Origin of the sequence: Methylobacterium sp. HMF5984, from assembly GCF_045033435.1 — a bacterium.
GTDB lineage: Bacteria > Pseudomonadota > Alphaproteobacteria > Rhizobiales > Beijerinckiaceae > Methylobacterium.
Map to the genome: position 1 here is coordinate 1,684,681 of NZ_JBJFLN010000001.1, position 25,932 is coordinate 1,710,612.

The window sequence follows — 25,932 nt, forward strand, 5'->3', positions numbered from 1 at the left end:
CTACGCATGGGCCGTACCGGCCCGTCGCCGGTCCGAACGCATGCTCGTCTCGGTCCTGCCTCATGCGGCGCCGCGCGTGCGTGCCGGATCGCACGACAGGGCGAGGGCGGCCGTCTTGCCCGAGCGGATCGACCCCTCGATCGTCGAGGGAAGCCCGGTGGCCGTCCAGTCGCCTGCGAGCACGAGGTTCGACCACGCCGTCTCCGCGCCGGCGCGGCGCGCGGCTTCGGCCGGCGTCGCGGCGAAGGTCGCGCGCTTCTCCTTGACGATCTGCCAGCTTGGCAGTTCCGGGGCAAGGTCGGCCACGGTCGCGATCTCGGCCCAGATCTGCTTGGCCAAGTCTTCGCGCGGCACGTCGAGTAGCCGGTCAGCGCCGCTGATCGTCACCGAATAGCGGTCGGGATAGGCGAACAGCCATTCGGTCAGCGAGTTCACCATGCCGAGGATCAGCGGCGAGCCTGCCTTCGGCACCATCTTGAAATGGGCGTTGACGATCGAGCGGAACGCCTTCGGCGCTGACAGGCCGGGCAGCATCTCGGAGGCGACCCAGGGCGGCAGGGCCAGCACCACCGAATCGTCGGCCGCCACGTCGACCGCCCCGTCGGCGAAGTCGAGCCGCTCGACGCCGGCCGTGCCGAGGACCAACCCGCGCAGGCGCCGGCCGAAGCGGACGGAGGCGTCGCGGGATGCGAGGTACCGCAGCGCCGGGTCGACGAAGGCGTAGGACAGGCCCTTCACCGCGACCAGCGGGCGGCAAGCCGCCCCGCCGGCGCCCAGCGTCTCGCGGAGAATCTTGGCGGCCAGCCCGACATCGCTCTCGGCGACCTCGGTGTTCAGCGCCGCCAGCAGGACCGGATGCCAGAGCCGGTCGTAGAGCGCGCCCTCGCAGGCCATGCTGGCGCCGATCGTCCCGCCGGCGCCGTCCGCCTTGCCGGCTGCCGCCCGCAGGATGCCGAGCGGCGCGAGGTAGTCGCGCGCACGGCTGCCCGGCACGCGGCGCGCCTTGCTCAGCACCCACCACGGCACCCGGCCCGCATTCGGGCGAAGGGTCCAGCGCTCGCCGGTCTTCAGGTCGGCGAACGGGAAGGCGGCCTCGTCCGGGCCGGTCAGCGCGTCGTCCGGCGCGCCGACGCGCTTCAGGAACTCGAGGGCGTCGGCGTTGCCCGACAGCAGCAGGTGATTGCCGTTGTCGAGCTCGAGACCGAGCGTCGGGTCGTAGTACGACCGGCAGCGGCCGCCGGCCTGCTTGGCCGCCTCGTGCACGACGACGCGCGCCCCGCGCTCCGCCAGCGACACCGCGGCCGACAGGCCCGCGAGCCCGGCACCGACGACGTGGACCGTCGCCATCAGACGATCCCGTGCCGAAGCGCCACGGCGACGAGGGCGAGCTTCCTCGGCTTCACCCGCGCCCGCGGCATCGCCCAGCCGCGCTTGAGCAGCGCGACGAGGTAGAGCCGGTAGGCCGCCGCCATCAGGCGGGCCGCCTTGGTCGGCTTGCGCGGGCTCTTGGCGACGATCGCCCAGGTCGCGGCGTAATGCGCCTCGGCCTCCGCCGCGAGCGCGGCGCAGACCTCGCCGATGCGCGGATGCGTGATCGCCGCGTGCGGCGTCGGATCGGTCAGGCCGATCGCGGCGAGCCTTTCCCGCGGCAGGTAGAGCCGGCCGCGCTCGGCATCCTCGTCGATGTCGCGCAGGATGTTGGTGAGCTGCAGCGCCCGGCCCTCGTGCCAGGCGAGCTCGATGCCGAGCGCCTCCGGCATGCCGAAGATCCGCACGGACAGGCGCCCGACGGCGCTGGCGACCCGGTCGCAGTAGAGGTCGAGGGTCGCCGCGTCGGGCGCGACGATGTCCTCGAACGCGTCCATCGCCATGCCGTCGATCACGGCGTGGAAGTCTTCCCGCTTGAGGTCGTAGCGCTGCACCGGAACCACGAGGTCGCGCACGCGCGCCGCGGGCCTGCCGGCATAGAGCCCGTCGATGTCGGCGCGCCAGCGGTCGAGCTCGGCCGCGCGCAGGTCGGCCGCGCCGCCGTCGTCGGCGACGTCGTCGACCGCACGGCAGAACGCGTAGACGGCGTACATCGCCTCGCGCCGCTCCTTCGGCAGCAGGCGCATCGCGGTGTAGAACGACGAGCCGGCCGCCGGCAGGGCCGGGGCCTCGTCGGCGGGCAGGGCCGTCGCGGTGGCGGTGACGGTCATAGGTAAGCCTTGCCCTGCGGCGCCGCGCGGACGATGCGGCCTCGGAACGGCCGTCGGGCCAGCGTCGCGCCGATGCCGCCGAGCGCCGTCAACGCGAAACCGGCCTTGCCGTGATGGACCTTCTCCGAGAGCGGATCGCGATCGAGCAGCCCGCGGGCGAGGACGACGGCGAGCCGGTGGATCGCCGCGATCTCCAGCGACAGGCGCAGGTCGTCGATCAGGTCCGGCAGCACCTTGCCCGCGTCGAGCAGGCCCAGCGTCCGCTCGGCCAAGTCGCGGATGACCGCGCGCAATTGCGGCGTCGCCCTGGCGGCTCCCAGCATGGCGACGGTGGCGCCGTGCCGATCGAGCGCGTCCTGCGGGATGTAGACCCGGTCGAGAGTGCGGAAATCCTTGCCGCAATCCTGGAGATGGTTGACGATCTGGAGCGCTGCGCAGATTGCGTCCGAGGCGGCCCAGACCCGGGCGGGATCCTCGCCGTGCACGTCGAGGACGTAGCGGCCGACCGGCATCGCCGAGTAGCGGCAGTAATGGATCAGCTCGTCCCAGTCGGCGTAGCGGTTCTTGCGCGCATCCATCCGGAACGCGTCGAGCAGCTCAAGGGCGTGGCGCGGCGGCAGCCCGCGGGCGGCGAGCTCGCGCTTGAGCGGCTCGGCCTCCGGGTCGGCGGCCCCCGCGCCGGTCAGGGCGTCGGCGAGACCGTCGAGAAGCACGAGCTTGCGCTCGGGCGACAGCGCGGCATGGTCGGCGACGTCGTCGCCGGCGCGGACGAAATCATAGAACGCGAGGATCGCGCCGCGATTCTTCGGATGGATCAGGTGCGAGGCGACGGGGAAGTTCTCGTCGTTCGCGCCCTTGCCCGAGCGCAGCTCCGTGGCGGTGCCGGATGCGCTCATCGCTGGGCTCCCGGCAGGTATCCCGCGCCGCGGAACCAGTCGATCGCGTCGGACAGCCCCTCCCGGTAGGGGCGGGCGGCGTAGCCGAGCTCGGCCCGCGCCTTCGCGTCGGAGAAGAACATCCGGTAGCGCGACATGCGGATGCCGTCGATCGTGGCGAAGGGCTGCTTGCCGGTGATGCGCGCCATCTGCTCGGAGACGAAGGCGATCGGATAGACCACGGCCCGCGGCAGGTTCACCGTCGGGGGCTTGCGGCCGACCATGCGGGCGATGTCGCCGAGCATCTGCGAGAGCAGCACGTTCTCGCCGCCGAGGATGTACTTCTCGCCGATCCGCCCCCTGCGCAGGGCGAGCAGGTGGCCGGCGGCCACGTCGTCGACGTGGGCGAGGTTGAGGCCGGTGTCGACGAAGGCCGGCATCTTGCCGAGCGCCGCCTCCTGGATGATGCGCCCGGTCGGCGTCGGCTTGACGTCGCGCGGGCCGATCGGCGTCGACGGGTTGACGATCACCGCGGGCAGTCCGCTGCCGGCCACCATCGCGTCGACCACGCGCTCGGCCACGACCTTGCTGCGCTTGTAGGCGCCGATGGCGGTCTCGGGCGTCAGCGGCCGCGTCTCGTCCGAGGGCGTGACGCCGTCGTCCGGCGGCTTGATGGTGGCGACGCTGGACGTATAGACTACGCGCTCGACGCGCGCCTCGAGGGCGGCGCGCATCAGGTTGCGGGTGCCGTCGCGGTTGGTCCGGACGATCTCCTCCATGTCCGGCGCCCAGAGCCGATAGTCGGCGGCGGCGTGGATCAGGTAGCGCTGGCCCCGCATCGCGGCCGCGCAGGCCTCCGGGTCGCGCATGTCGCCCTCGACGACCTCGACGTCGGACCAGGTCAGGTTCGTGCGCGGGCTCGTGGCGCGCACCATGATGCGCACCGGAAATCCGGCGTTGCGGAACACGTCGACCAGGGCCGGCCCGAGAAAGCCGCTCGCGCCGGTGATCAGCACCGGGCCGAGGTCGGAAGAACCGCTTGGGGTCGCCTCTGCCATCACGCTCGAATCGTCACGGGAACGCGGGCGATGCCTTCGTTTTGGGCATCGCACCGCAGCAAGCCGGCTTTTGTCATCGAATGACGTGCACGACAAGGCGATCCGGGGCACAGGCGGCCCGGATCGTGGCGCGCGACGACACCCTCAAGCGAGGCGGAGACGCGAACGCCCTTCCTGACGCTCGGGGAGGATGTCCTCGACCTTCCGGACGATGCTGGCGGCGTCGAGGCCGGCCTCGGCGTACATCTTGTCCGGGCTGTCGTGGTCCTGGTAGCTGTCGGGCAGGGTCATCGTGCGCACCCGCAGCCGCATCGCGTCGAGCACGCCGCGCTCGGTCAGCAGGTGCAGCACCTGCGCCCCGAAGCCGCCGCGCGAGCCCTCCTCCAGCGTGATCAGAACCTCGTGGCTCGCCGCCAGGTCCAGGATCAGCGCCTCGTCCAGCGGCTTGGCGAAGCGCGCATCCGCCACCGTCACCGCGATGCCGGCCGCCTCCAGCGTCTCGGCCGCCTTCAGCGCCTCGGACAGACGCGTGCCCAGCGACAGCAGCGCCACCCGCGCGCCCTCGGGCCGCGTCACGATCCGGCCCCGGCCGATCGCCAGCGGAACGCCCACCTCCGGCATCTCGACGCCCACCCCCTCGCCGCGCGGGTAGCGCAGCGCGATCGGGCCGTCGTCGTGCGCGTGGCAGGTCGCCACCATGTGCACCAGCTCGGCCTCGTCGGCCGCCGCCATCACCGTCATGTTCGGCAGGCAGCACAGGTACGCCAAGTCGAACGCCCCCGCATGCGTCGCCCCGTCGGCCCCCACCAGCCCCGCCCGGTCCAGCGCGAAGCGCACCGGCAGGTTCTGCAGCGCCACGTCGTGGATCACCTGGTCGTAGGCTCGCTGCAGGAAGGTCGAGTAGATCGCCACGAACGGCTTGTAGCCCTCCGTCGCCAGGCCGCCGGCGAACGTCACCGCGTGCTGCTCGGCGATCCCGACGTCGAAGGTCCGGTCCGGATGCGCCTTGCCGAACAGGTCGATCCCGGTGCCGCCCGGCATCGCCGCTGTGATCGCCACCACCTTGTCGTCGGCATCCGCCGCCTTGATCAGGCTCTCGCCGAACACCCGCGTGTAGGCCGGGGCGTTGGCCTTGGCCTTGGTCTGCACGCCCGACAGCACGTCGAACTTCACCACGCCGTGGTAGCGGTCGGCCGACGCCTCCGCCGGCGCGTAGCCCTTGCCCTTCTGCGTCACCACGTGCAGCAGGATCGGGCCCTGCTCCGAGTCGCGCACGTTCTTCAGCACCGGCAGCAGGTGGTCGAGGTTGTGCCCGTCCACCGGACCGACGTAGTGGAAGCCCATCTCCTCGAACATCGTGCCCGAGCCGACGATCAGCCCGCGGGCGAACTCCTCGGCCTGCGCCGCCCGCTGGTAGATCGCCTTCGGCAGCAGCTTGCCGAGCTGCTTGGCGGTCTCGCGCAGGCCCCGGTACGCCCCGCCCGACGCCAGCCGCGCCAGGTAGGCCGACATCGCGCCCACGGGCGGCGCGATCGACATGTCGTTGTCGTTCAGGATCACGATCAGCCGCGAATGCAGCGCGCCGGCGTTGTTCATCGCCTCGTAGGCCATGCCCGCCGACATCGAGCCGTCCCCGATCACCGCGATCATGTTGCGGCGCTTGGGCTCGGCGTGGCCCTTGGCCTTCGCCGAGGCCGCGTGCAGGTCGCGCGCCACCGCCATGCCCAAGGCGGCCGAGATCGAGGTCGAGGAATGCGCCGCCCCGAACGGGTCGTATTCGCTCTCCGAGCGCTTGGTGAAGCCCGACAACCCGCCGCCCTGGCGCAGCGTCCGCATCCGCTCGCGCCGCCCGGTCAGGATCTTGTGCGGATACGCCTGGTGCCCGACGTCCCACACGATCCGGTCGTCGGGCGTGTCGAACACGTGGTGCAGCGCCACCGTCAGCTCGACCACCCCGAGCCCCGACCCGAGATGACCGCCCGTCACCGACACGGCCTCGATCATCTCCGAGCGAACCGCGTCCGCCACCGCCCGGAGATCGCTCTCCGGAAGCAACCGCAACGCGGACGTCTCGGACAAACCGTCCAAAATCGAGGGGGCGTTTTCTTGAGGTGTCAATGAACCACTCGCTCGCTTATGACGTCCGGCCCGAAAGGCATCCGTGGCAGGCCGCGTCGATCCGAGGCGACCGGCACGCGGTCCGCCTCTCGTGTGACGACGGGGTCGTTCCGACCACGCCTCGACCGAATTCGCCGTCGCCCGCTCGCGGGAACGTTGGTACGGCCGCTGTCATGATAGTGCCAATTACGGACCTTGTGGGATCCAATCAATGTTTCATCCCTCCCTTTTCCCGGTTTCGTGCCTTCGCTGCCACATGAGGCCCGCGTCGCTCCGCATTGTGCTGCCCGGAATCCTGACCATTCTCACCATCGTCTTCAGCACCGGAGCCGAGGCCGATCCCCGCCCGGTCGACGGGGACTTCACGTTCGCGTGTGCCTATCTCGGGGATTGCCCGCCGCGGACCGTGCCGGGTGGGCCCGACCGCGACGTGCGCCCGTTCGAGGGGACGCTCGGGCGGCCGTGCGCGTGGCGCGAGCGCCCGACGCCGTCGGGCCCGCGAAGGGTCCGCACGTGCTCCTGAAGCCGGCTCGCCTCGCCGCCGTCGTCCTCCTGCTCGGATGCGGCGCGGCGCGGTCGTCGGACGCCTGCCCGGCGCTGTTCGCCGACGGCCGAGCGCCGGAACTGACTAACCCGAAGCTCGCCCCCAGGACGCTGGCCCTGTGCTTCGATGCCTACGCGGTGCTGCATTCCGGCGTGGCGCGAACGCCGCTCTACGCCGCGGAGCACCTGACGCGAGCGAGCGTCGCGGCGGCGCGGCTGGTGGAGCGGATCGACGCCTTCCACGACGAGGACCGCGTCCCGCCGGACGACCGCGCGCGGCTCGACGACTACGTCCGCAGCGGCTTCGACCGCGGCCACCTCGCGCCGGCCGGCGACATGCCGACCGGCGAGGCTCAGGCGCAATCCTTCAGCCTCGCCAACATCGTGCCGCAGGATCGCGTGCTGAACCGGAGCCTGTGGGCCGCGATCGAGGAGAGCACCCGCCGGCTCGCGACCCGGCGCGGGCAGCTCTTCGTCGTGACCGGGCCGGTCTACGCGGGCGACGGGCTCGCCTCGATCAACGGCCGGGTGCTGGTGCCGACGCAGATGTTCAAGGCGATCTACGATCCGGTGGCCGGGGAGGGCGGTGCCTGGCTCGCGCCGAACGACGGCAGCGGGACCTTCCAGTCGGTGTCCCTCGCTGCGCTCCGCACCATCGCCGGGATCGACGCCTTCCCGTCGCTGCCGCCGGGCCAGAAGGCCTCGGCGATGACCCTACCGGAGCCGCGCGCCTATTCCCGCGACGACATCGCCAACCATCGTCCCCGCGGACGGGAGCAGACCTGGCAGGACTGGCTCGGCCACGAGGCCGTGCGCGCGCTGCACCGTGCGCTGCGGCAACTGCTCCGCGCGATCTTCTGAGGATCAGCCATGAAGAAATCCAAGGACGGCGAGGCCGCCTTCGAGCCCTTCGCCGACGGGGCCGCGGTGAGGACCATCGGGGCGCTCGCGTTCGAGAACGGCCCGGAGACGATCGCGCTCCACGGCTCCCTCGACCTGACGCGGGACGCGGCGGGCCTGGCCCAGGCGCGTGCGCTCAAGGCCACGGTCGACGCGATCGTCGCGTCGCTCGAGGCGGCGGACCTGCCGGGCAGGGTCGCCGAATCGGCGACGGAACCGACCATCGTGAAGAACCCTTTCGCCTGACGGCGACGGCGATCCGCTCGCTCAGGCGATCCGCACGCTCGTCAGCGCCTCGGCAGCGCGGCGGACCTCGGCGGCGATCAGCTCCTCGCTCGCCCCGTCGATCGGCATGTCGGCCAGGAGCACCGCGACGTCGCGCTTCACATCCTCTCGAACCTCGGGGTCCTCCTCCGACAGGCGCCCGATCAGCACGCCCATCACGATCTCCATCGCCAGCATCTTCGCGTAGAGGCGGGAGACGGCGTCGAGGGGCTCGTCGTCGGGTTCGGACATGGGGTTCCTGACTGTTGTGGATCGCGGTGGCACGAAGGCCCGGCAGTGCCGCGCCGTGCGCGTGATCGGCCGGAGCGGGACCGCCGCGCAAGCCCCGCCGGAGATCAACCCCTCGGTCTCGCCGGACGAGGCCCGATCGTCACGGGGCCTGCGTGGTGGGAGAGGGGCCCGCCTCCGTCGCTTGCGGCTCGGCGCCCGGCGCCTTGCGCGACACGTAATACAGGTCGATCGCACGCCAGAAGGCGCCCTGCTCGTCCGACGTGCGACGCGCGAGCGCCGCGTCGAGAAGCGACATCGCTGCACGGGCGGGCGCGTTGCCCTTCACGTCTTCCAGAAGGCTGGCGAAGGTCAGCATGGGGGCGCCTCTTCCGGACGAATGCTTCCAGGAAACGCTCAAGCTCGCGGAACGATCCGGCATGACGGTTCGGCGAGGGCGACGCTTCGGCGAGCGGCTTCGTTCTTGCCTCGTAGGACGGCCGGCCTACCATGCGGCCGGCACGCCGCGCCGCGGCGGTCATGACGAAGGATTGTCGATGCTGTCTGTCAGATCCAGCCGGTGTACCGCGGTCGCGGCCGTTCTCCTGGCGAGCCTGTCGCTGCCGGGGGCGGCGATCGCGCGCGAGATGCCCGACGCGGCGGTCGAGGCGAAGGTCGGCAAGCCCAACGTGGTGATCCTGGCCACCGGCGGCACCATCGCCGGCGCCGGCGCGGATACCGCCAACAGCGCGACCTACCAGGCGGCCAAGGTCGGCGTCGAGAAGCTGATCGCGGCGGTGCCGCAGATGTCGGCCATCGCCAACGTCCGCGGCGAGCAGGTCTTCCAGATCGCCTCCGAGAGCTTCACCGACGCGCAGCTGGTGCAGCTGGCCAAGCGCGTCTCGCAGCTCGTCAAGCAGAGCGACGTGGACGGCGTGGTCGTCACCCACGGCACGGACACGCTGGAGGAGACGTCGCTGTTCCTCAACCTCGTGGTGAAGACCGACAAGCCGATCGTCGTCGTCGGCTCGATGCGCCCGTCCACCGCCATCTCCGCCGACGGCGCGCTCAACCTGCTCGACGCGGTCGCGGTCGCCGGCAGCAAGGAGGCGATCGGCAAGGGCGTGACGGTGACGATGAACGACCAGATCCAGTCCGGTCGCGACGCCACCAAGCGCACCAACATCGTGCCGAGCGCGTTCTTCAGCCAGTGGGGCTCGCTCGGCATGGTGGTCGAGGGCAAGACCTACTTCTTCCGCAGCCTCGACAAGCGCCACGGCACCAGCTCCGAGTTCGACATCGACACGATCGACAGCCTGCCGCTGGTGGCGATCGTCTACGGCTCGGGCAACATGTTCCCCGGCGCCTACAAGGCCGCGGTCGATGCCGGCGCCAAGGCAATCGTCAATGCCGGCACCGGAAACGGCTCGGTGCCGGGCTATCTCGTCGACACGCTGAAGGACATCCGCGCCAAGGGCACGCTGATCATCCGCTCGTCGCGGGTGCCCGACGGGTTCGTGCTGCGCAACGCCGAGCAGCCCGACGACACCTACGACTGGGTCGTCGCGCACGACCTGAACCCGCAGAAGGCGAAGATCCTCGCGGCGGTCGCGCTGACCAAGACCAGCGACACCAAGGAACTGCAACGGATCTTCTGGCAGTACTGAGGCTCGACGCTCCGGCTTCCCCTGCCGTCTTGCCCGTCGCCGCCATCTTACGGTCGGGCAGCGGGCCTAGACGTTCGCATCACGGTCGGCTCACCCGAGCCCGACCACGGACAGGACGGTCTCGGAGCGCTTCGGCTCCGAGCCGTCGAGAGGGCATGCGATGACAGAGATTCATCCGGTGGTCGCGGCGGTGACGGCCCGCATCGTCGAGCGCTCGCGCGACTCGCGGGCCGCCTATCTCGACCTCATCCGGCGCGAGCGGGATTCGGGCGTGCACCGGCCGACGCTGGCCTGCGGCAACCTCGCCCACGGCTTCGCGGCCTCCGGCGAGGACAAGGCCGCGATCCGCTCCGGCCGCGCGATGAACATCGGCATCGTCACCGCCTACAACGACATGCTGTCGGCGCATCAGCCCTACGGACGCTACCCCGAGCAGATCAAGCTGTTCGCCCGCGAGGTCGGCGCGACGGCGCAGGTCGCGGGCGGCACGCCGGCGATGTGCGACGGCGTCACCCAAGGCCAGCGCGGCATGGAGCTGTCGCTGTTCTCGCGCGACGCCATCGCCCTGTCGGCGGCGGTCGCGCTCAGCCACGGCATGTTCGACGGGGCCGCCCTGCTCGGCATCTGCGACAAGATCGTGCCGGGCCTGATCATCGGCGCGCTGCGCTTCGGCCACCTGCCGACGATCCTGATCCCGGCCGGGCCGATGCCGACGGGGATCGCCAACAAGGAGAAGCAGCGCATCCGCCAGCTCTACGCCGAGGGCAAGGTCGGGCGCGAGGAGCTGCTGGAATCGGAATCCGCCTCCTATCACGGGGCCGGCACCTGCACGTTCTACGGCACCGCGAACTCCAATCAGATGATGATGGACGTGATGGGCCTGCACATGCCCGGCGCCTCGTTCATCAATCCGGGCACCAAGCTGCGACAGGCCGTGACTCGCGCCGCGATCCACCGGCTGTCGGAGATCGGCGCGTCGGGCAACGACTACCGGCCGCTCGGGCGCTGCATCGACGAGAAGGCGATCGTCAACGCGGTGGTCGGGCTGCTCGCCACCGGCGGCTCGACCAACCACGCGATCCACCTGCCGGCGATGGCGCGTGCCGCCGGCATCGTTCTCGACTGGGAGGATTTCGACCGGCTGTCCGGTGTGGTGCCGCTGATCGCCCGGGTCTATCCGAACGGCTCGGGCGACGTGAACCACTTCCACGCCGCCGGCGGGATGAGCTTCGTGATGGCGAGCCTGATCGATGCCGGCCTGCTGCACGACGACATCCTCACCGTGTCCGGTTCGCGCCTGCGCGACCACGCCCGCGACCCGAAGCTGTCGGGCGACGCGCTGACCTTCGAGGAGGCAGTGCCCGAGAGCCTCGACGACACGATGCTGCGCAAGCCCGCCGCGCCGTTCCAGGCCGATGGCGGGATGCGCCTGGTGAAGGGAAACCTCGGCCGCGCCACCTTCAAGACCAGCGCCGTGGACGAGCACCGTCGCACGATCGAGGCGCCGGCCCGCGTCTTCGACGACCAGGACGACGTGCTGAAGGCGTTCAAGGCGGGCGAGCTCGAGCGCGACGTCGTTGTTGTGGTTCGCTTCCAGGGCCCCCGCGCCAACGGGATGCCGGAACTGCACAAGCTCACGCCGCAGCTCGGCGTGCTGCAGGACCGCGGCCACAAGGTCGCCCTGGTCACGGACGGCCGGATGTCGGGTGCGTCGGGCAAGGTGCCGGCGGCGATCCATCTCAGCCCGGAGGCGCTCGGCGGCGGCCTCATCGCGAAGATCCGCGACGGCGACATCGTGCGGCTCAGCGCGGAGGAAGGGCTGCTGCAGGTGCTCGTCGACGACGCGGAACTCGCCGCCCGCGACGAGGCCGCGGCGCCGCCGCCGGCCACCGGGACCGGGCGGGAGCTGTTCGCCTTCATGCGTCACGGCGCCGACGGGGCCGAGCAGGGCGCCTCGGCGATGCTCGCGGCCGCCGGCCTCTGATCACGAAACGGGAGATCCAACCATGACCGGCATCGACGCGCTGATGCGCTCCGTCCCCGTGATCCCCGTCCTCGTGATCGAGGACGTCGAGCATGCCGAGCCGATCGCCCGAGCCCTGGTCGAGGGCGGCCTGACCGCGCTCGAGGTCACGCTCCGCACGCCGGCCGCCCTCGACGTGATCCGCGCGATGTCGCGGGTGGAAGGCGCGGTGGTCGGGGCGGGAACAGTCCTCAACGAGCGCGACCTCGACGCGGCGATCGAAGCTGGTGCGACGTTCATCGTCAGCCCCGGCCTCACCGCGCCGCTCACCGAGGCGGCGTTGAAGCGCGGCATCCCCTACCTGCCGGGGGTGGCGAATGCCGCCGACATCATGCGCGGGCTCGACCACGGGCTCGACCGGTTCAAGTTCTTCCCGGCGGAAGCGTCCGGCGGGATCAAGGCGCTGAAGGCGCTGGCCGCCCCGTTCGGGCAGGTCCGGTTCTGCCCTACCGGCGGCATCTCCGAGGCGACGGCGCCGGACTGGCTCGCGCTCGACGCGGTTCTCTGCGTCGGCGGAAGCTGGGTCGTGAAGCCCGGCGCGCCGGACGTGGACGCGATCCGCAAGGCCGCCCTGGCGGCGACCGGCCTGCGGCGCTAGGCGCACGAAAACGCCCGCCCCGGTTTCCCGGAGCGGGCGCAACGTCTCGAACCGTATCGATGCCGATCCGCTATCGTCGATCAGCAATCGTTCTTGGCAGCCTGCGCGGCGGTCGGGTTGCCCTTGTCCTGGGCGTTGACGTCCGCCGGCGAGGTGGCTCCGGCGGCGGAACCGGCCTTGTTCATCGCGCCGACGGTGCCGGGCGACTCGCCCTTGGCGCCGGGGCTGGTGTTGGCGGTGGCCTTCGGATCGACCGTCGAGGCCTTGCTGGCGTCCTTGTCGGGGGTGACGGTGGTTCCGGTCGAGCACGGCGCGGCGAACGCGGCCGACGACATCAGAACGAGGACGGCGGCACCGGCGAAAGTGGTGATCTTGGTCATGCGTTTCTCCGCAGTTTCTTAAGGCGGGTATCAAACGTCAGGACTGCCGGAGGGTTCCTTTATTATTTCAACCTGGCAATGCGGACGGGTGAACCCTCCCGCATTGCTGTACGGCGACTTCAGGCGACGACGATGAGCCGTCTAACGTCGGTGTCTTACGTTTTGGAGCCGGGACTATTCCGCTGGCGCAGCGGCGCGAAGCTCGCGCGGGCTGAACCGGCCGTCCCCCGTGCTCTGCATGTCGACCCGGCGCTGATGGTGCTCGTGCAAGGTCGAGCGATGGCCGATCGAGACGATCGTGGTGTTGGGCAGGGTCTCGCGCAGCATCCGGTAGATGCCGGCCTCGCTCGGCTCGTCGAGGGCGGCGGTGGATTCGTCGAGGAACAGCCATTCGGGCTTGGCCAGCACCGCGCGAGCGATCGCCAGGCGCTGCTGCTCGCCGCCGGACAGGCGCTGGTCCCAGGCGTCGACCTCGTCCAGGCGATCGACCAGGGCCGGCAGTTGCGCCGCGACCAGCGCCTCGCGGATCGCCGCGTCCGGAAACTGGTCGGTGGTGTTCGGGTAGCACACGGCACCGCGCAGCGTGCCGAGGGGAATGTAGGGCCGCTGCGGCAGCACCAGGGCCGATTGGCCGGCGGGCACGTCGATCCGGCCCTTGCCGAACGGCCAGATCCCGGCGATCGCGCGGAACAGGGTCGACTTGCCGGAGCCCGAGGGGCCGGTGACGAGCGTCGACGCGCCCTTCGTCATCGCAAGGCTGTCGGCGGTGACGATCGTCCGCCCGTCGGGCAGGGCGAGCGTCAGCCCGGTCGCGGTCACGTCGGACCCGGTGGCGTTGCCGTGGCCGAGCCCGTCGGAGGCGGCGGAATAAGCCTCGGCCAGCGTCATCGCGCGCTTGAACGAGGCGAGACGGTTGGTGTTGGCCTTGTAGGCCGCGATCGTGACGTAGGAGTTGATGAAGAACGACAGCGACGACTGCACGCTGGAGAAGGCGTCGCCGGTCTGCTGGAACTGTCCGAGGGTGATCTTCTTGAGGAAGTAGCTCGGCGCGGCGAGGATGTAGGGAAACACCACGCTGATCTGGCTGTAGGACAGCGTGAAGCTGCCGAGCTTGATCCGCCGGTAGATGATGCCGAGGTAGTTGTCGATGATCTCGCCGAACAGGCTCTTCAGCCTGACGTTCTCCGCGCGCTCGCCGCGCAGGAGCGCGATCTGCTCGGAGTAGATCCGCGAGCGGGCGAGCGAGAAGCGGAAGTCGGCCTCGACCTTCTCCTGCCGGAAGTCGAGCCCGATCAGCGGGCGTCCGATCAGGTGCGTCAGCCAGGTGCCGACCAGCGCGTAGCCGACGACGAGCCAGACCAGGAAGCCCGGGACCACGGTGTCGGTGAACGGCAAGACGAAATCGCGCGACAGGCCCCACAAGATGACCATGAACGAGACCAGGGTCGCCGCCTGTGACAGCAGGCGGATCGAGAGCGTCGTCGTCTGCGAGATGAACAGGTTGACGTCGCTCTGGATGCGCTGGTCCGGGTTGTCCGCGTGCTCGCCGGTGAAGGGGATGCGGTAATGCGTGCCGCCGTCGAGCCACCGCTCGTAGAAGCTCCGGGTCAGCCAGGTCCGCCAGCGCAGGTGGAGCGACGCGTCGACGAAGGTGTCGAACATGCCGACCACGACCCAGATCGTGGCGAGCGGGGCGAAGATCCAGACGAGCTGGTACCAGAACGCGTCGGCATTGTACTCCTGCAGCGCATTGAACAGGTCGCGGAACCAGAAGTTCAGGCGCAGCTGCAGCGCCACCTGGGCGAAGGTGATGAAGATCGACAGCGCCACCAGCCGCTGCCCGACCTTGCCCTCGGTGTTGCCGAAGAAGCGGAACGGGCCGATCTCCCGGGTCGGCGCCTCGCGGCTGGCGAAGTACGGATCGGCGATCAGGGTGATCGCGCGGATCGGCTTCAGGTAGGAGATCGCCAGGACCAGCCCGCCGAACACCACGGCGCCCGTGGCCGCGAAGTCCGGCGGGAGCAGGGCGGCGAGCGTCGGCGGCAGCGCTCCCATCGCGGCCAGCGTCTTGCCGCCGGCGAGGACGAGGTATCCGATCCCGTAGACCGAGACGAAGACCTTCAGGTAGGCGGAGAGGTTGGCCGAGGCGAGCAGGATGCCGGCCATGGCGAAGCCCGCGAGCGAGACGTAAAGCGGCGGGGAGGGGACGCCCGGTGCCGCCAGCAGCGCGAGGGCGGCGAGCGCCGTGAGGACGGCCTGCAGGCCGAGCCCGCTTCGAAGTGCGGCCACGCGCGTCTCCCGGAAATCTTGACGATCGGCTCCGTTCGCGAAGCCCTTCCCGGCGGCAGTGACCGCGGGTCGTGGCGAGATCGTGGCACCGGCCCGGGCGCGACGCTCAACCGCGCGTGAGCCGGCCGCCTACCAGTTCCATTCCTCGAAGCCCGGCTCGCGACAGCGATAGCCGATCGGGCATTGCGGGTTGTCCCGGGTGGGCACGAGGCGAAGCTCGGCGATCTCGGACAGGTCGCAGAAGCTGCGGTCGCGCACGATGCGCTCGGGCTGCGCGCCGCCGACCGCGATCGTCACGTCGCCGCCGCGCTTGACCATCTCCATCACGTCCGCGCAGGCGATGCGCGGTGTCGCCTGCCGCGTCTGCGCCGAGGCCGGCCCCGACGCGAGGGCGATCACAAGAGCCGTGGCGAAGCATCTCATCGCTGGGAATCGGGCGCCTCGTTGGCTCGCCCTGAAGGGAGCGGCGCGCGAGCATGGCAGTGAATCGGCGCACCCGCCATTGCACCGATGCAACGTCGGAAGTGTCGCGTCGAAGACCCACCTGCGATCCGTCGCCGCCGCAGCGCCGTATTCGCGCGTTTAGGGATTTCGCGCCGCGCAAGACTTGTTAAGATTTCGTCGCCCGCGGTGCGCAGTCTGCGAATCGCTGGATCTTCGAGGCGGCGTCCCGGCGGACCTTCGGCATCTACATCGCTCCCGCGTCGCGACGGACGGGCGCACGGAAGATTTCGGCGTCGGATGCGTGCGGCCCACGAAGGGGAGGGCGGGATGACGATGGCGGCGGGGCTCGAGGCGTACCCGACGGAACAGAGCAGCGGAGCGGGCCGTCCCGTTTCGAAGCGCTGGGTCGCGCTGTTCGTCGCGCTCGCCGCCGGCTGGGGCACGCTGTTCGGGTACAGCGTGACGTTCCTCAGCGAAGATCTCCCGTTCAGGCCGGCCGCCGCCGCCCCGCCGGAGGTGCCCGCCTTCGGCTTCCCCCCCTTGCCGCAGACCATCGCCGTCGCGGCCGCGACGCCGGTGCCCGAGGTACAGGTGCCGCGCGTCGTCGAAGCGCCGGCTCCGGTCGTCGCGGCGGTCTCGGCACCGGCCGCTGCTCCGGTGCCCGCACCGCCGCCGCGGGTGGAGCGCGCCGAGTACGTCGGGACCTGGGGCCCGACCGAGGCCGCCTGCGGCAAGCGCTCGCGCCGACGCGGCTACATCCCCGCGACGATCACGCCCGAGCGCGCCAGTGCCGGGCGGACGATCTGCAGCTTCCACGACGGCCGACGCGTCGGGAACGCCTGGACCATGGCCGCGGACTGCGCCGAGCGCGGCCGGCGCTGGTCCTCCCAGGTCCGCCTCGTCGTCGACGGCGACCGCCTGACCTGGACGAGCGGCAAGGGCACCGCATCCTACGTCCGCTGCGGAAAGCGGGCGGGCTGACACGGCGCGTCGTCGATCGCTCCTGTCGTCCTTTTTGCAGTATCGCCGCCGCGGCTCTCGTCGACTTCCCGGTTGAAAGGCTTGAAGCGCGTCGCGTCAGAGCCTCCCGCTCAGGATGTCCGCGGGAGGCCGCGCGCGCGGCCAATGGTCGAGACAGATCTGCTGCAGGCTTCCCCGAAGCCGCCCGAGCCCCCTCGTCGTCCAAGCGTCCGCTCGCCGATCGTTTCACAGCGTCGGGAAGACGGCGCCGACCCGGGCCCAAGCGCAACGAAAAAAGGGGCCGCCTCGCGGCGACCCCCTTCCGACGTTGCAATGGTGGCTCGGACTTAGAAGTCCATCCCGCCGCCCATGCCGCCCATGCCGCCGCCGCCGCCCATGGGGGCGCCGCTGTCCTTCTTCGGAGAGTCGGCGATCATGGCTTCGGTGGTGACGAGCAGGCCGGCGACCGAGGCCGCGTCCTGCAGAGCGGTGCGCACGACCTTGGCCGGGTCGATGATGCCGGCCTGGATCATGTCGACGTACTCTTCCGTCTGGGCGTTGAAGCCGTAGGACTCGGAGCTGGTGTTGTCGGTGATCTTGCCGACGACGATGGAGCCCTCGACGCCCGAGTTCTGGGCGATCTGACGGATCGGGGCCTCGAGCGCCTTCAGCACGATCTTGATGCCGGCCTGGACGTCGGGGTTGTCGCTCGAGAGGGCGGCGACCGCCTTCTTGGCGCGGAGCAGGGCGGTGCCGCCGCCGGGCACGATGCCCTCTTCCACCGCAGCGCGGGTGGCGTTGAGCGCGTCGTCGACGCGGTCCTTCTTCTCCTTGACCTCGACCTCGGTCGCGCCGCCGACGCGGATGACCGCGACGCCGCCGGCGAGCTTGGCCAGGCGCTCCTGGAGCTTCTCACGGTCGTAGTCCGAGGTGGTCTCCTCGATCTGCGCCTTGATCTGCCCGACGCGCGCCTCGATGTCGGCCTTCTCGCCCGAACCGTCGATGATCGTCGTGGTCTCCTTCTCGATGCGGATCCGCTTGGCGCGGCCGAGCATCGGCAGGGTGACGTTCTCGAGCTTGATGCCGAGATCCTCGGCGATCATCTGGCCCTGCGTGAGGATCGCGATGTCCTCAAGCATCGCCTTGCGGCGATCGCCGAAGCCCGGCGCCTTCACGGCCGCGACCTTCAGGCCGCCGCGCAGCTTGTTGACCACGAGGGTGGCGAGCGCCTCGCCCTCGATGTCCTCGGCGATGATGACCAGCGGCTTGCCGGTCTGCACCACGGCCTCGAGCACCGGCAGCATCGCCTGGAGCGACGACAGCTTCTTCTCGTGGATGAGGATGTAGGGGTCCTCGAGCTCGGCGACCATCTTCTCCGCGTTCGTGATGAAGTACGGGGACAGGTAGCCGCGGTCGAACTGCATGCCCTCGACGACGTCGAGCTCGGTCTCGGCGGTCTTGGCTTCCTCGACGGTGATGACACCCTCGTTGCCGACCTTCTGCATCGCGTGGGCGATCATCTCGCCGATTTCCTTGTCGCCGTTCGACGAGATCGTGCCGACCTGGGCGACCTCCTCGGACGAGGCGACCTTCTTGGAGCGCGCGATGATGTCCTTGACCGCGGCGGCCGTGGCGAGGTCGATGCCGCGCTTCAGGTCCATCGGGTTCATGCCGGCGGCGACGTACTTGGCGCCTTCGCGGACGATCGCCTGGGCGAGGACGGTCGCGGTGGTGGTGCCGTCACCGGCGATGTCGTTGGTCTTCGAGGCCACTTCGCGCACCATCTGGGCGCCCATGTTCTCGAACTTGTCGGAGAGCTCGATCTCCTTGGCGACGGTGACGCCGTCCTTGGTGATGCGCGGCGCGCCGAAGCTCTTCTCGATCACGACGTTGCGGCCCTTCGGGCCGAGCGTCACCTTGACGGCATCCGCGAGGATGTCGACGCCGCGGAGCATCTTGTCGCGCGCGTCGGAGGAGAAACGAACGTCTTTCGCTGCCATGTGCAGGATTCCTTTTCGTTGGTGGAGAAGCCCCAAGACCCGGGCGGGCCTCGAAGGGCGGTTACGTCAGGTGTCCGAAGACGTCAGGCGACGACGCCCATGATGTCGGATTCCTTCATGATCAGGAGATCCTGACCGTCGATCTTGACCTCGGTGCCCGACCACTTGCCGAACAGGACGCGGTCGCCGGCCTTGACGTCGAGCGCGTTGATGCGGCCGGCCTCGTCGCGGGCGCCCGGGCCGACGGCGACGATCTCGCCTTCCTGCGGCTTCTCCTTGGCGGTGTCGGGGATGATGATGCCGCCCTTGGTCTTCTCTTCGCCTTCGATGCGGCGGACGACGACCCGGTCGTGCAGCGGACGGAACTTCATGAGCTGCCCTCTTGTTTGAATTCGCAAATCGGCGTTGATGCAGCGGAGACCCGCGTCCAACCCTGGCCGTTAGCACTCGTGGAAGATGAGTGCCAAGGCTGCGGGCGAGATAGCGGCGGCCCCTTGGCGAGTCAAGTCTGTCGCACCCCGCGGCGGCCGTCGCGCGCCGGGTTTCTCTCCCTCATCGCAAGCGCCGACGGAATTCCCTTTCATGCTCAGCCTGCACGGCCCCGAGGGCGCGCTCGCGCCGAGCGACACCGGCGGTCGCGCCGCCGTCCCGACCCAGACCGTGTGGATCGACCTCAACGATCCGACCCCCGAGGAGGCCCGGGCGGTGGAGGAGGCCACCGGCATCCGCGTGCCCTCGCGCAAGGCGCTGTCCGAGGTCGAGAGCTCCAGCCGCCTGCGCCGGCTGAAGAACGGCCTGTCGCTCTCGACGCCGATGGTGACCTTCGAGAGCACCGACTCGCTGCTCAAGCCGCTCGGCTTCGTCCTGACGCCGGACCACCTCGTCACCGTGCGCTTCCACGAGCTCCGCGCCTTCACCGAGGTGCGCAAGCGGATCGACGAGGGGGAGGTCGCCAAGACCGGGATCGAGGTCTTCCTGCTGCTGATGGAGGAGCTGGTCGACAGCCTCGCCGATGCGCTCGAGGACATGGGCGCCGAGCTCGACGGCCTCTCGACGCGGATCTTCGACTTCGACGTGCGCGCCCGACCGTCGAAATCCGACGAGAAGGCTCCGCCGCGCCGCCGCGACCTGGCGCTGAAGCGCATCCTGCGGGGCATCGCCCGCCGCGGGAAGGTGCTCGGCAAGATCCGGGCGAGCCTGCTTGGCCTCGAGCGCATCGTGCCCTTCGTCGCCGGAGCCTGCGAGCAGGTGCTGGCCCAGGAGGAGACCGATGCGCGCTTCGAGACGATCCGCCGGGACATCGAATCCCTCGACGAGTTCGAGACCCGGCTCTCGGAGAACGTCCAGTTCCTCCTCGACGCGGCCTTGGGCCTGATCAACATCGAGCAGAACAACGTCTTCCGCGTCCTCACCGTCGTCTCGGTGGTCGGCGTCCCGCCGACGCTGATCGCCTCGATGTACGGGATGAACTTCAAGCACATGCCCGAGCTGGATTGGGCCTACGGCTATCCCTACGCGCTCAGCCTGATCCTCGCGAGCGCGATCATCCCGATCGTGGTGTTCCGTATCAAGGGTTGGTTCTGAGGCGGCGCGTCAGAGGACATCGCGCCGCTCGATCACGGCGAGGATCGTCTCGCGGACGCCGTCGAGGTTTTCGTCGATCTCGGCGTTGGCGATGCGGACGACCTCGAACCCGCATCGTCCGAGCCATTCGGTCCGATCGGCATCGGACGCGATCGCGGCCTGCGATCCATGCGTCGCACCCACGACCTCGACGACGCGCTTCGCCTCAATGCAGGCGAAATCGACGACGTAGCGATCGATCGGCCATTGCCGCCGGAACTTGCGCCCGTTCAGCTGCCGATTGCGGAGGATGCGCCAGAGCCGTGCCTCCGCACCGGTCTGCGCCGCCCGCAAACTCTTCGCACGCTGCGTCGGGTTCGGCATGCCATGACCTGACCTCACACGCCGACGCGATCTCGCGGATGCGCGACGCACTCCCTTTCCCGTTCGGGAGTGGATTGGGGTGAGGGGACAGGTTCATCCGGAGAAGGCGCATCCCTCACCCTGTCCCTCTCCCGGACGGGAGAGGGGACCCGCGCTTCATCCTATCGGAAGTGTAGATCGTCCTGCCCTTCTCCCCCTGGGAGAAGGGACCCGCGGTTCACCCCACGATCGCCGAGAAGTCTGCGACTTCGCGGGTTGCGGCGCGCAGCGCGTTGAGGAGGGCGAGGCGGTTCTCGCGAAGCGCCGCGTCGTCGGCGTTGACGGTGACGTGCTCGAAGAAGGCGTCCAGCGGGGCGCGCAGGTGCGAGAGCGCCCGCATCGCGCCGGCAAAATCCTCCTTCGCGACCGCCGCCGAGGCCTCGGCCCGCGCCGTCGCCAAAGCCTCGGCCAGCGCCCGCTCCTCGGGCTGACCGGCGGCGGCGAGCACGGCATCGGGCTCGGCATCGTAGGCGCGGCCGTCCTTCTTTTCCTCGATGCGCAGGATGTTCGAGGCGCGCTTGACGCCGGCGAGCAGGTTCCTGCCGTCCTCGGTGTCGAGGAAGGCGCCGAGCGCCTCGACGCGGCGGACCACCATCAGCAGGTCGTCCTGTCCGGGCAGCGCGAAGACCGCATCGATCAGGTCGTGGCGGGCGCCCTTGTCGCGCAGGTAGACCTTGAGGCGGTCGGCGAAGAAGGCCAGCAGGTCGGCGACGCGCTGGGCCGACGGGCTTCGGTCGGCCTCGCCGTCGGTCTCGACGATTGCGGAGAAATGGAAGCCGGCCGAGCCGAGATCGTCCTCGCGGATGCTTGCGGGCTCGGCGGAGGCGGCCGGCGCGCCGCGGGTTTCCGCGATGGCGAACTGTCGGTTGGCGACGCTCGAAAGCGGCAGCCGCAGGGACCGCTCCAGCGTGGTCCGGATCACCCCCAAAGCCGCCCGCCGCAGCGCGTACGGGTCCTTGCTCCCGGTCGGCTTCTCGTCGATCGCCCAGAAGCCCACCAGCGTGTCGAGCTTGTCGGCGAGCGCCACCGCCACCGAGACCGGATCGGTCGGCACGCGGTCGCTCGGCCCGACCGGCTTGTAGTGCTCCTCGATCGCGGCACAGACGCTTGGGTTCTCGCCCTGGAGCGCGGCGTAGCGGGCGCCCATCAAGCCCTGCAGCTCGGGAAACTCGCCGACCATCTCGGTGACGAGGTCCGCCTTGGCGAGCCGCGCGGCGCGCTCGGCGAGGTCGGCATCGGCGCCGACGAGGGAGGCAAGCTCACGCGCGAGCGCCGCGATGCGCTGCACCCGCTCGCCCTGCGTCCCGAGCTTTTCGTGAAACACGATGGTGTCGAGCTTCGGCAGGCGGTCCGCGAGGCGGATCGCCTTGTCGGTCTCCCAGAAGAACTTCGCGTCCGAGAGCCGGGCGCGGACCACGCGCTCGTTGCCCGCGGTGATCGCGGCGCCGCCGTCCGTGGCGACGAGGTTCGAGACCAGGACGAAGGCCGGCGCCAGCGCGCCGCCGGCGTCGCGCACGACGAAGCATTTCTGGTTGGCGCGGATGGTGGCGCGCACCGCCTCGCCCGGGATGTCGAGGAAGCTTTGGTCGAAGGTGCCCATCAGCACCACCGGCCATTCGACGAGGCCTGCGACCTCCTCCAGCAGGCCCTCGTCCTCCACGAGCTCGAGGCCGCGGGCGAAGGCGAGGTCGCGGGCGTCGTGCAGGATGATGTCCTTGCGGCGATCCGCATCGAGCACGACCTTGGCGCGCTCCAGGCTCCGGACGTAGTCGTCGAAGCGACGGACCTCGATCGCGCCGGGCGCCAGGAAGCGGTGGCCGTAGGTGGTGGTGCCCGACGTGATGCCGCCGACCTCGAACGGCACCAGGTCCGGCGTCTCGGTCTCCGGGCCGAAGGTCGCGACGATCGATTGCAGCGGGCGCACCCAGCGCAGGGCGCCCGCCTGCGCCGAGGCCGCCCCCCAGCGCATGGATTTCGGCCAGGGGAAGCTCTTGATGATCGCCGGCAGGATGTCGGCCAGCACGTCCAGCGTCTCGCGGCCGGGCTTCTCGATCACCGCGAGGTAGAACTCGCCCTTCTTCGGGTCGATGATCGTCCGCGCCTGGTCGAGGCTCGTCAGCCCGGCGCCGCGCAGGAAGCCCTGCACCGCGGCGTCCGGCGCGCCGACCTTCGGTCCGCGCCGCTCCTCGCGCAAAGCCTCGCCGCGCGCGGGCAAGCCGGCGACGTGGAGCGCCAGCCTGCGCGGGGTCGCAAAGGCCTTCGCGCCGTCGTAGAGGAAGCCGCGCTCAACCAAAGCGTCGGTGACGAGCTTCTTCAGATCCTCGGCCGCGCGCCGCTGCATGCGGGCCGGGATTTCTTCGGAGCGGAGTTCGAGCAGCAAATCGGGCATGGCCGCGGGAATAGACGCCCGCTCCGCGTCCGTCGAGACGGAGCGTGCGGAGAGGCGCGGGATGCCGCCGCCGATCTGCGCGTCGCGCTCGGGCTAGGGCAGCTTCGCAGAAAGGATCGTCACGAGGTCCCAGATTTGCGCCGTCGTCGAGCGCACGTCGGCGATCAGCCAGCGCCCGTTCTCGCGCACGAGATCGTAGCGCAGGTCCTGCGGCGTGCCGTTGTGGAAGGTCGCCTGCACCTCCGCACGCGCGTCGTCGGATGCGAGCATGGTGAGCTTCAAGGTCTTCTCCCAGTTCGCCTCGGTGTCCTGCCCGTTCACGTAGAAGGCGAAATCCAGTCGGCCGACCTCGTTTCCGGCCTCGCGCCGGTCCCGCTCGTAGAGCGAGCGCAGGCGCGCCGCATAGAAGCCGACCGCGCCGATATCGTCCTTGGCGTAGAACGCGCGCACGGTCTCGACCGGGTCGGTGGCGGACTGGGCGAAGGCCGGAGCAGCGCCGAGGGCGAGCAAGGCCAGGGCGGCGAACGCGAACCGGTTCATGCCGCCGCCGGCGCGCCGCCGGCCTCCGTCAGCAGCCAGGCCGCGCCGCAGGCCTTGGCCAGCTCACGCACCCGCAGGATGTAGCTCTGGCGCTCGGTCACCGAGATCACGCCGCGGGCGTCGAGCAGGTTGAAGACGTGGCTCGCCTTGATGCACTGGTCGTAGGCCGGCTGAACCATGCGGTGGCGCGCGCCAGCGCGCTCGGGAGCGCCGGCGTCGAGGTAGAGGCGGCAGGCCTTCTCGGAATCGGCGAACTGGCGGAACAGCATCGCCGTGTCGGCCGCCTCGAAGTTGTGCCGCGAATATTCCTGCTCGGCCTGCAGGAATACGTCGCCGTAGCTCACCCTGTCCGCGCCGACGCCGCCGTTGAAGTTCAGATCGTAGACGTTCTCCACGCCCTGCACGTACATCGCCAGGCGCTCCAGCCCGTAGGTCAGCTCGCCCGCGACCGGTGCGCATTCGAGGCCGGCGACCTGCTGGAAGTAGGTGAACTGGCTCACCTCCATGCCGTCGCACCAGCATTCCCAGCCGAGACCCCAGGCACCCAGCGTGGGGCTTTCCCAGTCGTCCTCGACGAAGCGGATGTCGTGCAGGGCGAGATCGACGCCGATCGCGGCGAGCGATTCGAGGTAGAGCTCCTGCAGGTTCTCGGGGTTCGGCTTCAGGATGACCTGGAACTGGTAGTAGTGCTGCAGCCGGTTCGGGTTCTCGCCGTAGCGCCCGTCCTTCGGCCGGCGCGAGGGCTGGACGTAGGCGGCCTTCCAAGGCTTCGGGCCGAGCGCGCGCAGCGTCGTCGCCGGGTGGAACGTGCCCGCCCCGACCTCCATGTCGTAGGGCTGCAGGATCACGCAGCCCTTGGCGGCCCAGAAGCGCTGCAGGGTCAGGATCAGGCCCTGGAACGACGTTTTCGGGCTGAGATCGGCATCGCTCGGCATGGGCGCTTCTTCGTCGTCGGGCAGGGGAGGCGGCAGCGTTTAAGCGCGGGCGACCGCATTGGGCAACCGCGACGCCGGCGCGGGTGCGGGCGCACACCGATTGCGGCGCAATTTCGGCAGACAAGCGGAACCGTATCGCGACGGCCAAGTTTATTGCCCAACACTGGGATATCGGCCGCCCGCCCCGGCCGAACGCGACGGAACAACAGTCATGCGCAGCCTCGCCAAGAAGAACGTCACCGTCTTCGCGGTCCTCGTCGCCGCCTCGCTCGTCGCGACACCGCTGGTGATGAGCGCCAGCAGCGCGCTGGCCACCGTGGACGACGTCTCGGCGGTGGCCGTGCCGGTCGCAGTGGTGCCGGTCGAGGTGGCGCCCGTCGCCGCGCCGGCCGTCAAGGCCGAGGGCTGCACCCGCAAGGTGCGGGTGGTCTACAGCGGGTACGGCACGCCGGACGCCGCCTGCCTCGCACGCTGAGCGCGCCGTCGTGTGACGGCCTGGCGGCCTGCGCGCGACGTCGCCTCACAGGCCGTAACGCGCCCAGGCCGCACGCTCCTCGATCGCGGCGATGGCCTCGTCGGCCAAGCCGATCCCGCCCGGCGCCCCGCGGCGCAGCAGGCGGGCGACGAACGACCCCTTCGCCTCGGCGATCAGCCTCAGGTCGACGCCCTCCCCGAATCGGGCGCGCAGCGTCGAGCGGATGTCGCCGATCGCGTCGACGAGCCCGAGCTCGAGAGCCTGCCGTCCCGTCCAGATCGCCCCCGTGAACAGGTTCTCGCCGGACCTCAACGTCGGGCGACGCGTCGTGACGAGACCGGTGAACAGGTCCTGCACGTCGGCCTGGATGCGCAGCAGGCGCTCGACGTCGGCCGGGTCCTCCGGCCGGAACGGATCGAGCATCGCCTTGGCGTCGCCCTGGGTGTGGACGCGGCGCTCGACGCCGATGCGTGCGAGCAGCTTGTCGAACCCGAAGCCGGCCGAGACGACACCGATCGAGCCGACCACCGAGGTCGGGTCGGCGACGATGGTGTCGGCCGCGCAGGCGATCATGTAGCCGCCCGACGCCGCCACGTCCTCGACGAAGGCGTAGACCGGCAGGTTCTTCTCCACGGCGAGATCCCGGATGCGCCGGTGGATCAGGTGGGATTGCGCCGGCGCGCCGCCCGGCGAGTTGATCACGATCGCCACGGCGACCGCGCCCGGCACCGCGAAGGCGCGCTCCAGGCTGCCCGCCACCGTGGCGATCGAGAGGCCCGGGCGCAGCGGCGAGACCGCGCCGATCGCGCCGTTCAGGCGCACCACGGCGACGCGCGGCCGCGTCTTGCGAAAGCGCGCCGGCAGGAGCGCACGCACGAAATCCGGAACGGCGAAGGACATGGAGATCCGATGGTGGGAGAAGGCCCGCGTCGGGGGAGGTGGTCATCGCCGGCCCCACGGCAAGGCTTGCGGAGCAGGGCGCGTCGTTTCGCGGCCTGCCGATCGAACCGAATCGCGCCGGCCGCCGTTTCCGGCGCGGCGGAGCGTTCTCCGCCCGGGCGG

The 25,932-nt window shown here is 70.3% G+C and carries 25 protein-coding genes; 8 read left to right on the forward strand and 17 right to left on the reverse strand.

The genetic code is table 11. From position 1 onward, the window contains the following. Nucleotides 1–60: 60 nt before the first annotated feature. The 5 genes from hpnE to dxs all read right to left on the reverse strand — a co-directional run bounded on the left by hpnE (nucleotide 61) and on the right by dxs (nucleotide 6,219). Nucleotides 61–1,347, reverse strand: coding sequence for a hydroxysqualene dehydroxylase HpnE (gene hpnE / locus ACFZ8E_RS08005; RefSeq protein ID WP_405042544.1), 1,287 nt, complete (start codon nucleotides 1,345–1,347; stop codon nucleotides 61–63). Beyond that, the gene (gene hpnD, locus ACFZ8E_RS08010) at nucleotides 1,347–2,198 is read right to left on the reverse strand and encodes a presqualene diphosphate synthase HpnD (RefSeq protein WP_405042545.1); all 852 of its coding nucleotides are present in this window, start codon (nucleotides 2,196–2,198) and stop codon (nucleotides 1,347–1,349) included. The genes hpnE and hpnD overlap by 1 nt, the downstream gene beginning before the upstream one ends. Beyond that, complete coding sequence (gene hpnC / locus ACFZ8E_RS08015) at nucleotides 2,195–3,094, reverse strand: squalene synthase HpnC (protein ID WP_405042546.1); 900 nt, start codon at nucleotides 3,092–3,094, stop codon at nucleotides 2,195–2,197. Before hpnC ends, hpnD begins: the two co-directional genes overlap by 4 nt. Then, a complete protein-coding gene (gene hpnA, locus ACFZ8E_RS08020) occupies nucleotides 3,091–4,131 on the reverse strand; it encodes a hopanoid-associated sugar epimerase (protein ID WP_147842112.1) in 1,041 nt (346 codons plus the stop codon). Before hpnA ends, hpnC begins: the two co-directional genes overlap by 4 nt. Before the next feature lie 144 nt (nucleotides 4,132–4,275). Next, the gene (gene dxs / locus ACFZ8E_RS08025; RefSeq protein WP_405042547.1) at nucleotides 4,276–6,219 is read right to left on the reverse strand and encodes a 1-deoxy-D-xylulose-5-phosphate synthase; all 1,944 of its coding nucleotides are present in this window, start codon (nucleotides 6,217–6,219) and stop codon (nucleotides 4,276–4,278) included. A 543-nt stretch (nucleotides 6,220–6,762) separates the two neighbouring features. Between dxs and ACFZ8E_RS08030 the strand changes: the two genes are divergently transcribed. After that, nucleotides 6,763–7,653 (forward strand): DNA/RNA non-specific endonuclease, encoded by an 891-nt coding sequence (locus ACFZ8E_RS08030; protein WP_405042548.1) that lies wholly within the window; start codon nucleotides 6,763–6,765, stop codon nucleotides 7,651–7,653. A 9-nt stretch (nucleotides 7,654–7,662) separates the two neighbouring features. After that, nucleotides 7,663–7,938 (forward strand): hypothetical protein, encoded by a 276-nt coding sequence (locus ACFZ8E_RS08035; RefSeq protein ID WP_243987088.1) that lies wholly within the window; start codon nucleotides 7,663–7,665, stop codon nucleotides 7,936–7,938. 21 nt (nucleotides 7,939–7,959) lie between these two features. Here ACFZ8E_RS08035 and ACFZ8E_RS08040 read toward each other — a convergent pair whose 3' ends face one another. Beyond that, on the reverse strand, nucleotides 7,960–8,208 hold the full coding sequence (locus ACFZ8E_RS08040; RefSeq protein ID WP_147725393.1) for a hypothetical protein: 249 nt from the start codon (nucleotides 8,206–8,208) through the stop codon (nucleotides 7,960–7,962). A gap of 139 nt (nucleotides 8,209–8,347) precedes the next feature. Continuing rightward, nucleotides 8,348–8,563 carry a hypothetical protein gene (locus ACFZ8E_RS08045; protein WP_147725394.1) on the reverse strand — a complete coding sequence of 72 codons (216 nt, stop codon included), beginning with the start codon at nucleotides 8,561–8,563 and terminating at the stop codon, nucleotides 8,348–8,350. Between the two features lie 178 nt (nucleotides 8,564–8,741). Here ACFZ8E_RS08045 and ACFZ8E_RS08050 point away from each other — a divergent pair, with 178 nt between their 5' ends. The 3 genes from ACFZ8E_RS08050 (at nucleotide 8,742) to eda (ending at nucleotide 12,472) form a co-directional block, all read left to right on the forward strand. Then, a complete protein-coding gene (locus tag ACFZ8E_RS08050; RefSeq protein WP_405042549.1) occupies nucleotides 8,742–9,851 on the forward strand; it encodes a type II asparaginase in 1,110 nt (369 codons plus the stop codon). 160 nt (nucleotides 9,852–10,011) lie between these two features. Then, on the forward strand, nucleotides 10,012–11,835 hold the full coding sequence (gene edd, locus ACFZ8E_RS08055; protein WP_147725396.1) for a phosphogluconate dehydratase: 1,824 nt from the start codon (nucleotides 10,012–10,014) through the stop codon (nucleotides 11,833–11,835). Nucleotides 11,836–11,857: 22 nt separating this feature from the next. Next, nucleotides 11,858–12,472 (forward strand): bifunctional 4-hydroxy-2-oxoglutarate aldolase/2-dehydro-3-deoxy-phosphogluconate aldolase, encoded by a 615-nt coding sequence (gene eda / locus ACFZ8E_RS08060; protein WP_405042550.1) that lies wholly within the window; start codon nucleotides 11,858–11,860, stop codon nucleotides 12,470–12,472. Between the two features lie 80 nt (nucleotides 12,473–12,552). Here the strand turns inward: eda and ACFZ8E_RS08065 are convergent, their stop codons facing one another. The 3 genes from ACFZ8E_RS08065 to ACFZ8E_RS08075 all read right to left on the reverse strand — a co-directional run bounded on the left by ACFZ8E_RS08065 (nucleotide 12,553) and on the right by ACFZ8E_RS08075 (nucleotide 15,564). Further along, the gene (locus ACFZ8E_RS08065; RefSeq protein WP_405042551.1) at nucleotides 12,553–12,852 is read right to left on the reverse strand and encodes a hypothetical protein; all 300 of its coding nucleotides are present in this window, start codon (nucleotides 12,850–12,852) and stop codon (nucleotides 12,553–12,555) included. Between the two features lie 174 nt (nucleotides 12,853–13,026). Next, nucleotides 13,027–15,141 carry an ABC transporter ATP-binding protein/permease gene (locus ACFZ8E_RS08070; protein WP_147841288.1) on the reverse strand — a complete coding sequence of 705 codons (2,115 nt, stop codon included), beginning with the start codon at nucleotides 15,139–15,141 and terminating at the stop codon, nucleotides 13,027–13,029. Between the two features lie 129 nt (nucleotides 15,142–15,270). Continuing rightward, the gene (locus ACFZ8E_RS08075; RefSeq protein ID WP_405042552.1) at nucleotides 15,271–15,564 is read right to left on the reverse strand and encodes a hypothetical protein; all 294 of its coding nucleotides are present in this window, start codon (nucleotides 15,562–15,564) and stop codon (nucleotides 15,271–15,273) included. 318 nt (nucleotides 15,565–15,882) lie between these two features. Here ACFZ8E_RS08075 and ACFZ8E_RS08080 point away from each other — a divergent pair, with 318 nt between their 5' ends. Then, entirely contained in the window at nucleotides 15,883–16,566 is a 684-nt protein-coding gene (locus tag ACFZ8E_RS08080) for a peptidase inhibitor family I36 protein (protein ID WP_246687867.1), read from the forward strand. 326 nt (nucleotides 16,567–16,892) lie between these two features. On the opposite strand, the gene groL is transcribed toward ACFZ8E_RS08080, so the two are convergent. Both groL and groES read right to left on the reverse strand, forming a co-directional pair. Then, nucleotides 16,893–18,545 (reverse strand): chaperonin GroEL, encoded by a 1,653-nt coding sequence (gene groL, locus ACFZ8E_RS08085; protein ID WP_147725401.1) that lies wholly within the window; start codon nucleotides 18,543–18,545, stop codon nucleotides 16,893–16,895. A gap of 83 nt (nucleotides 18,546–18,628) precedes the next feature. Beyond that, entirely contained in the window at nucleotides 18,629–18,916 is a 288-nt protein-coding gene (gene groES, locus ACFZ8E_RS08090) for a co-chaperone GroES (protein ID WP_055886789.1), read from the reverse strand. 211 nt (nucleotides 18,917–19,127) lie between these two features. On the opposite strand from groES, the gene ACFZ8E_RS08095 reads away from it, so the two are divergent. Further along, nucleotides 19,128–20,129: a magnesium transporter CorA family protein gene (locus ACFZ8E_RS08095; RefSeq protein WP_147841290.1), complete on the forward strand. Its 1,002-nt coding sequence runs from the start codon at nucleotides 19,128–19,130 to the stop codon at nucleotides 20,127–20,129. A 9-nt stretch (nucleotides 20,130–20,138) separates the two neighbouring features. Here the strand turns inward: ACFZ8E_RS08095 and ACFZ8E_RS08100 are convergent, their stop codons facing one another. The 4 genes from ACFZ8E_RS08100 to ACFZ8E_RS08115 all read right to left on the reverse strand — a co-directional run bounded on the left by ACFZ8E_RS08100 (nucleotide 20,139) and on the right by ACFZ8E_RS08115 (nucleotide 24,395). Further along, nucleotides 20,139–20,492 (reverse strand): endonuclease domain-containing protein, encoded by a 354-nt coding sequence (locus ACFZ8E_RS08100; protein WP_405042553.1) that lies wholly within the window; start codon nucleotides 20,490–20,492, stop codon nucleotides 20,139–20,141. A 217-nt stretch (nucleotides 20,493–20,709) separates the two neighbouring features. Further along, nucleotides 20,710–22,920 (reverse strand): glycine--tRNA ligase subunit beta, encoded by a 2,211-nt coding sequence (gene glyS, locus ACFZ8E_RS08105; RefSeq protein ID WP_405042554.1) that lies wholly within the window; start codon nucleotides 22,918–22,920, stop codon nucleotides 20,710–20,712. 93 nt (nucleotides 22,921–23,013) lie between these two features. Then, nucleotides 23,014–23,460 (reverse strand): DUF3828 domain-containing protein, encoded by a 447-nt coding sequence (locus tag ACFZ8E_RS08110; protein ID WP_405042555.1) that lies wholly within the window; start codon nucleotides 23,458–23,460, stop codon nucleotides 23,014–23,016. After that, complete coding sequence (locus ACFZ8E_RS08115) at nucleotides 23,457–24,395, reverse strand: glycine--tRNA ligase subunit alpha (protein WP_243937789.1); 939 nt, start codon at nucleotides 24,393–24,395, stop codon at nucleotides 23,457–23,459. The genes ACFZ8E_RS08110 and ACFZ8E_RS08115 overlap by 4 nt, the downstream gene beginning before the upstream one ends. A gap of 211 nt (nucleotides 24,396–24,606) precedes the next feature. Between ACFZ8E_RS08115 and ACFZ8E_RS08120 the strand changes: the two genes are divergently transcribed. Next, nucleotides 24,607–24,870: a hypothetical protein gene (locus tag ACFZ8E_RS08120; RefSeq protein WP_147725407.1), complete on the forward strand. Its 264-nt coding sequence runs from the start codon at nucleotides 24,607–24,609 to the stop codon at nucleotides 24,868–24,870. 45 nt (nucleotides 24,871–24,915) lie between these two features. Here ACFZ8E_RS08120 and ACFZ8E_RS08125 read toward each other — a convergent pair whose 3' ends face one another. Next, nucleotides 24,916–25,770 (reverse strand): S49 family peptidase, encoded by an 855-nt coding sequence (locus ACFZ8E_RS08125; protein WP_244028521.1) that lies wholly within the window; start codon nucleotides 25,768–25,770, stop codon nucleotides 24,916–24,918. Nucleotides 25,771–25,932 lie beyond the last annotated feature (162 nt).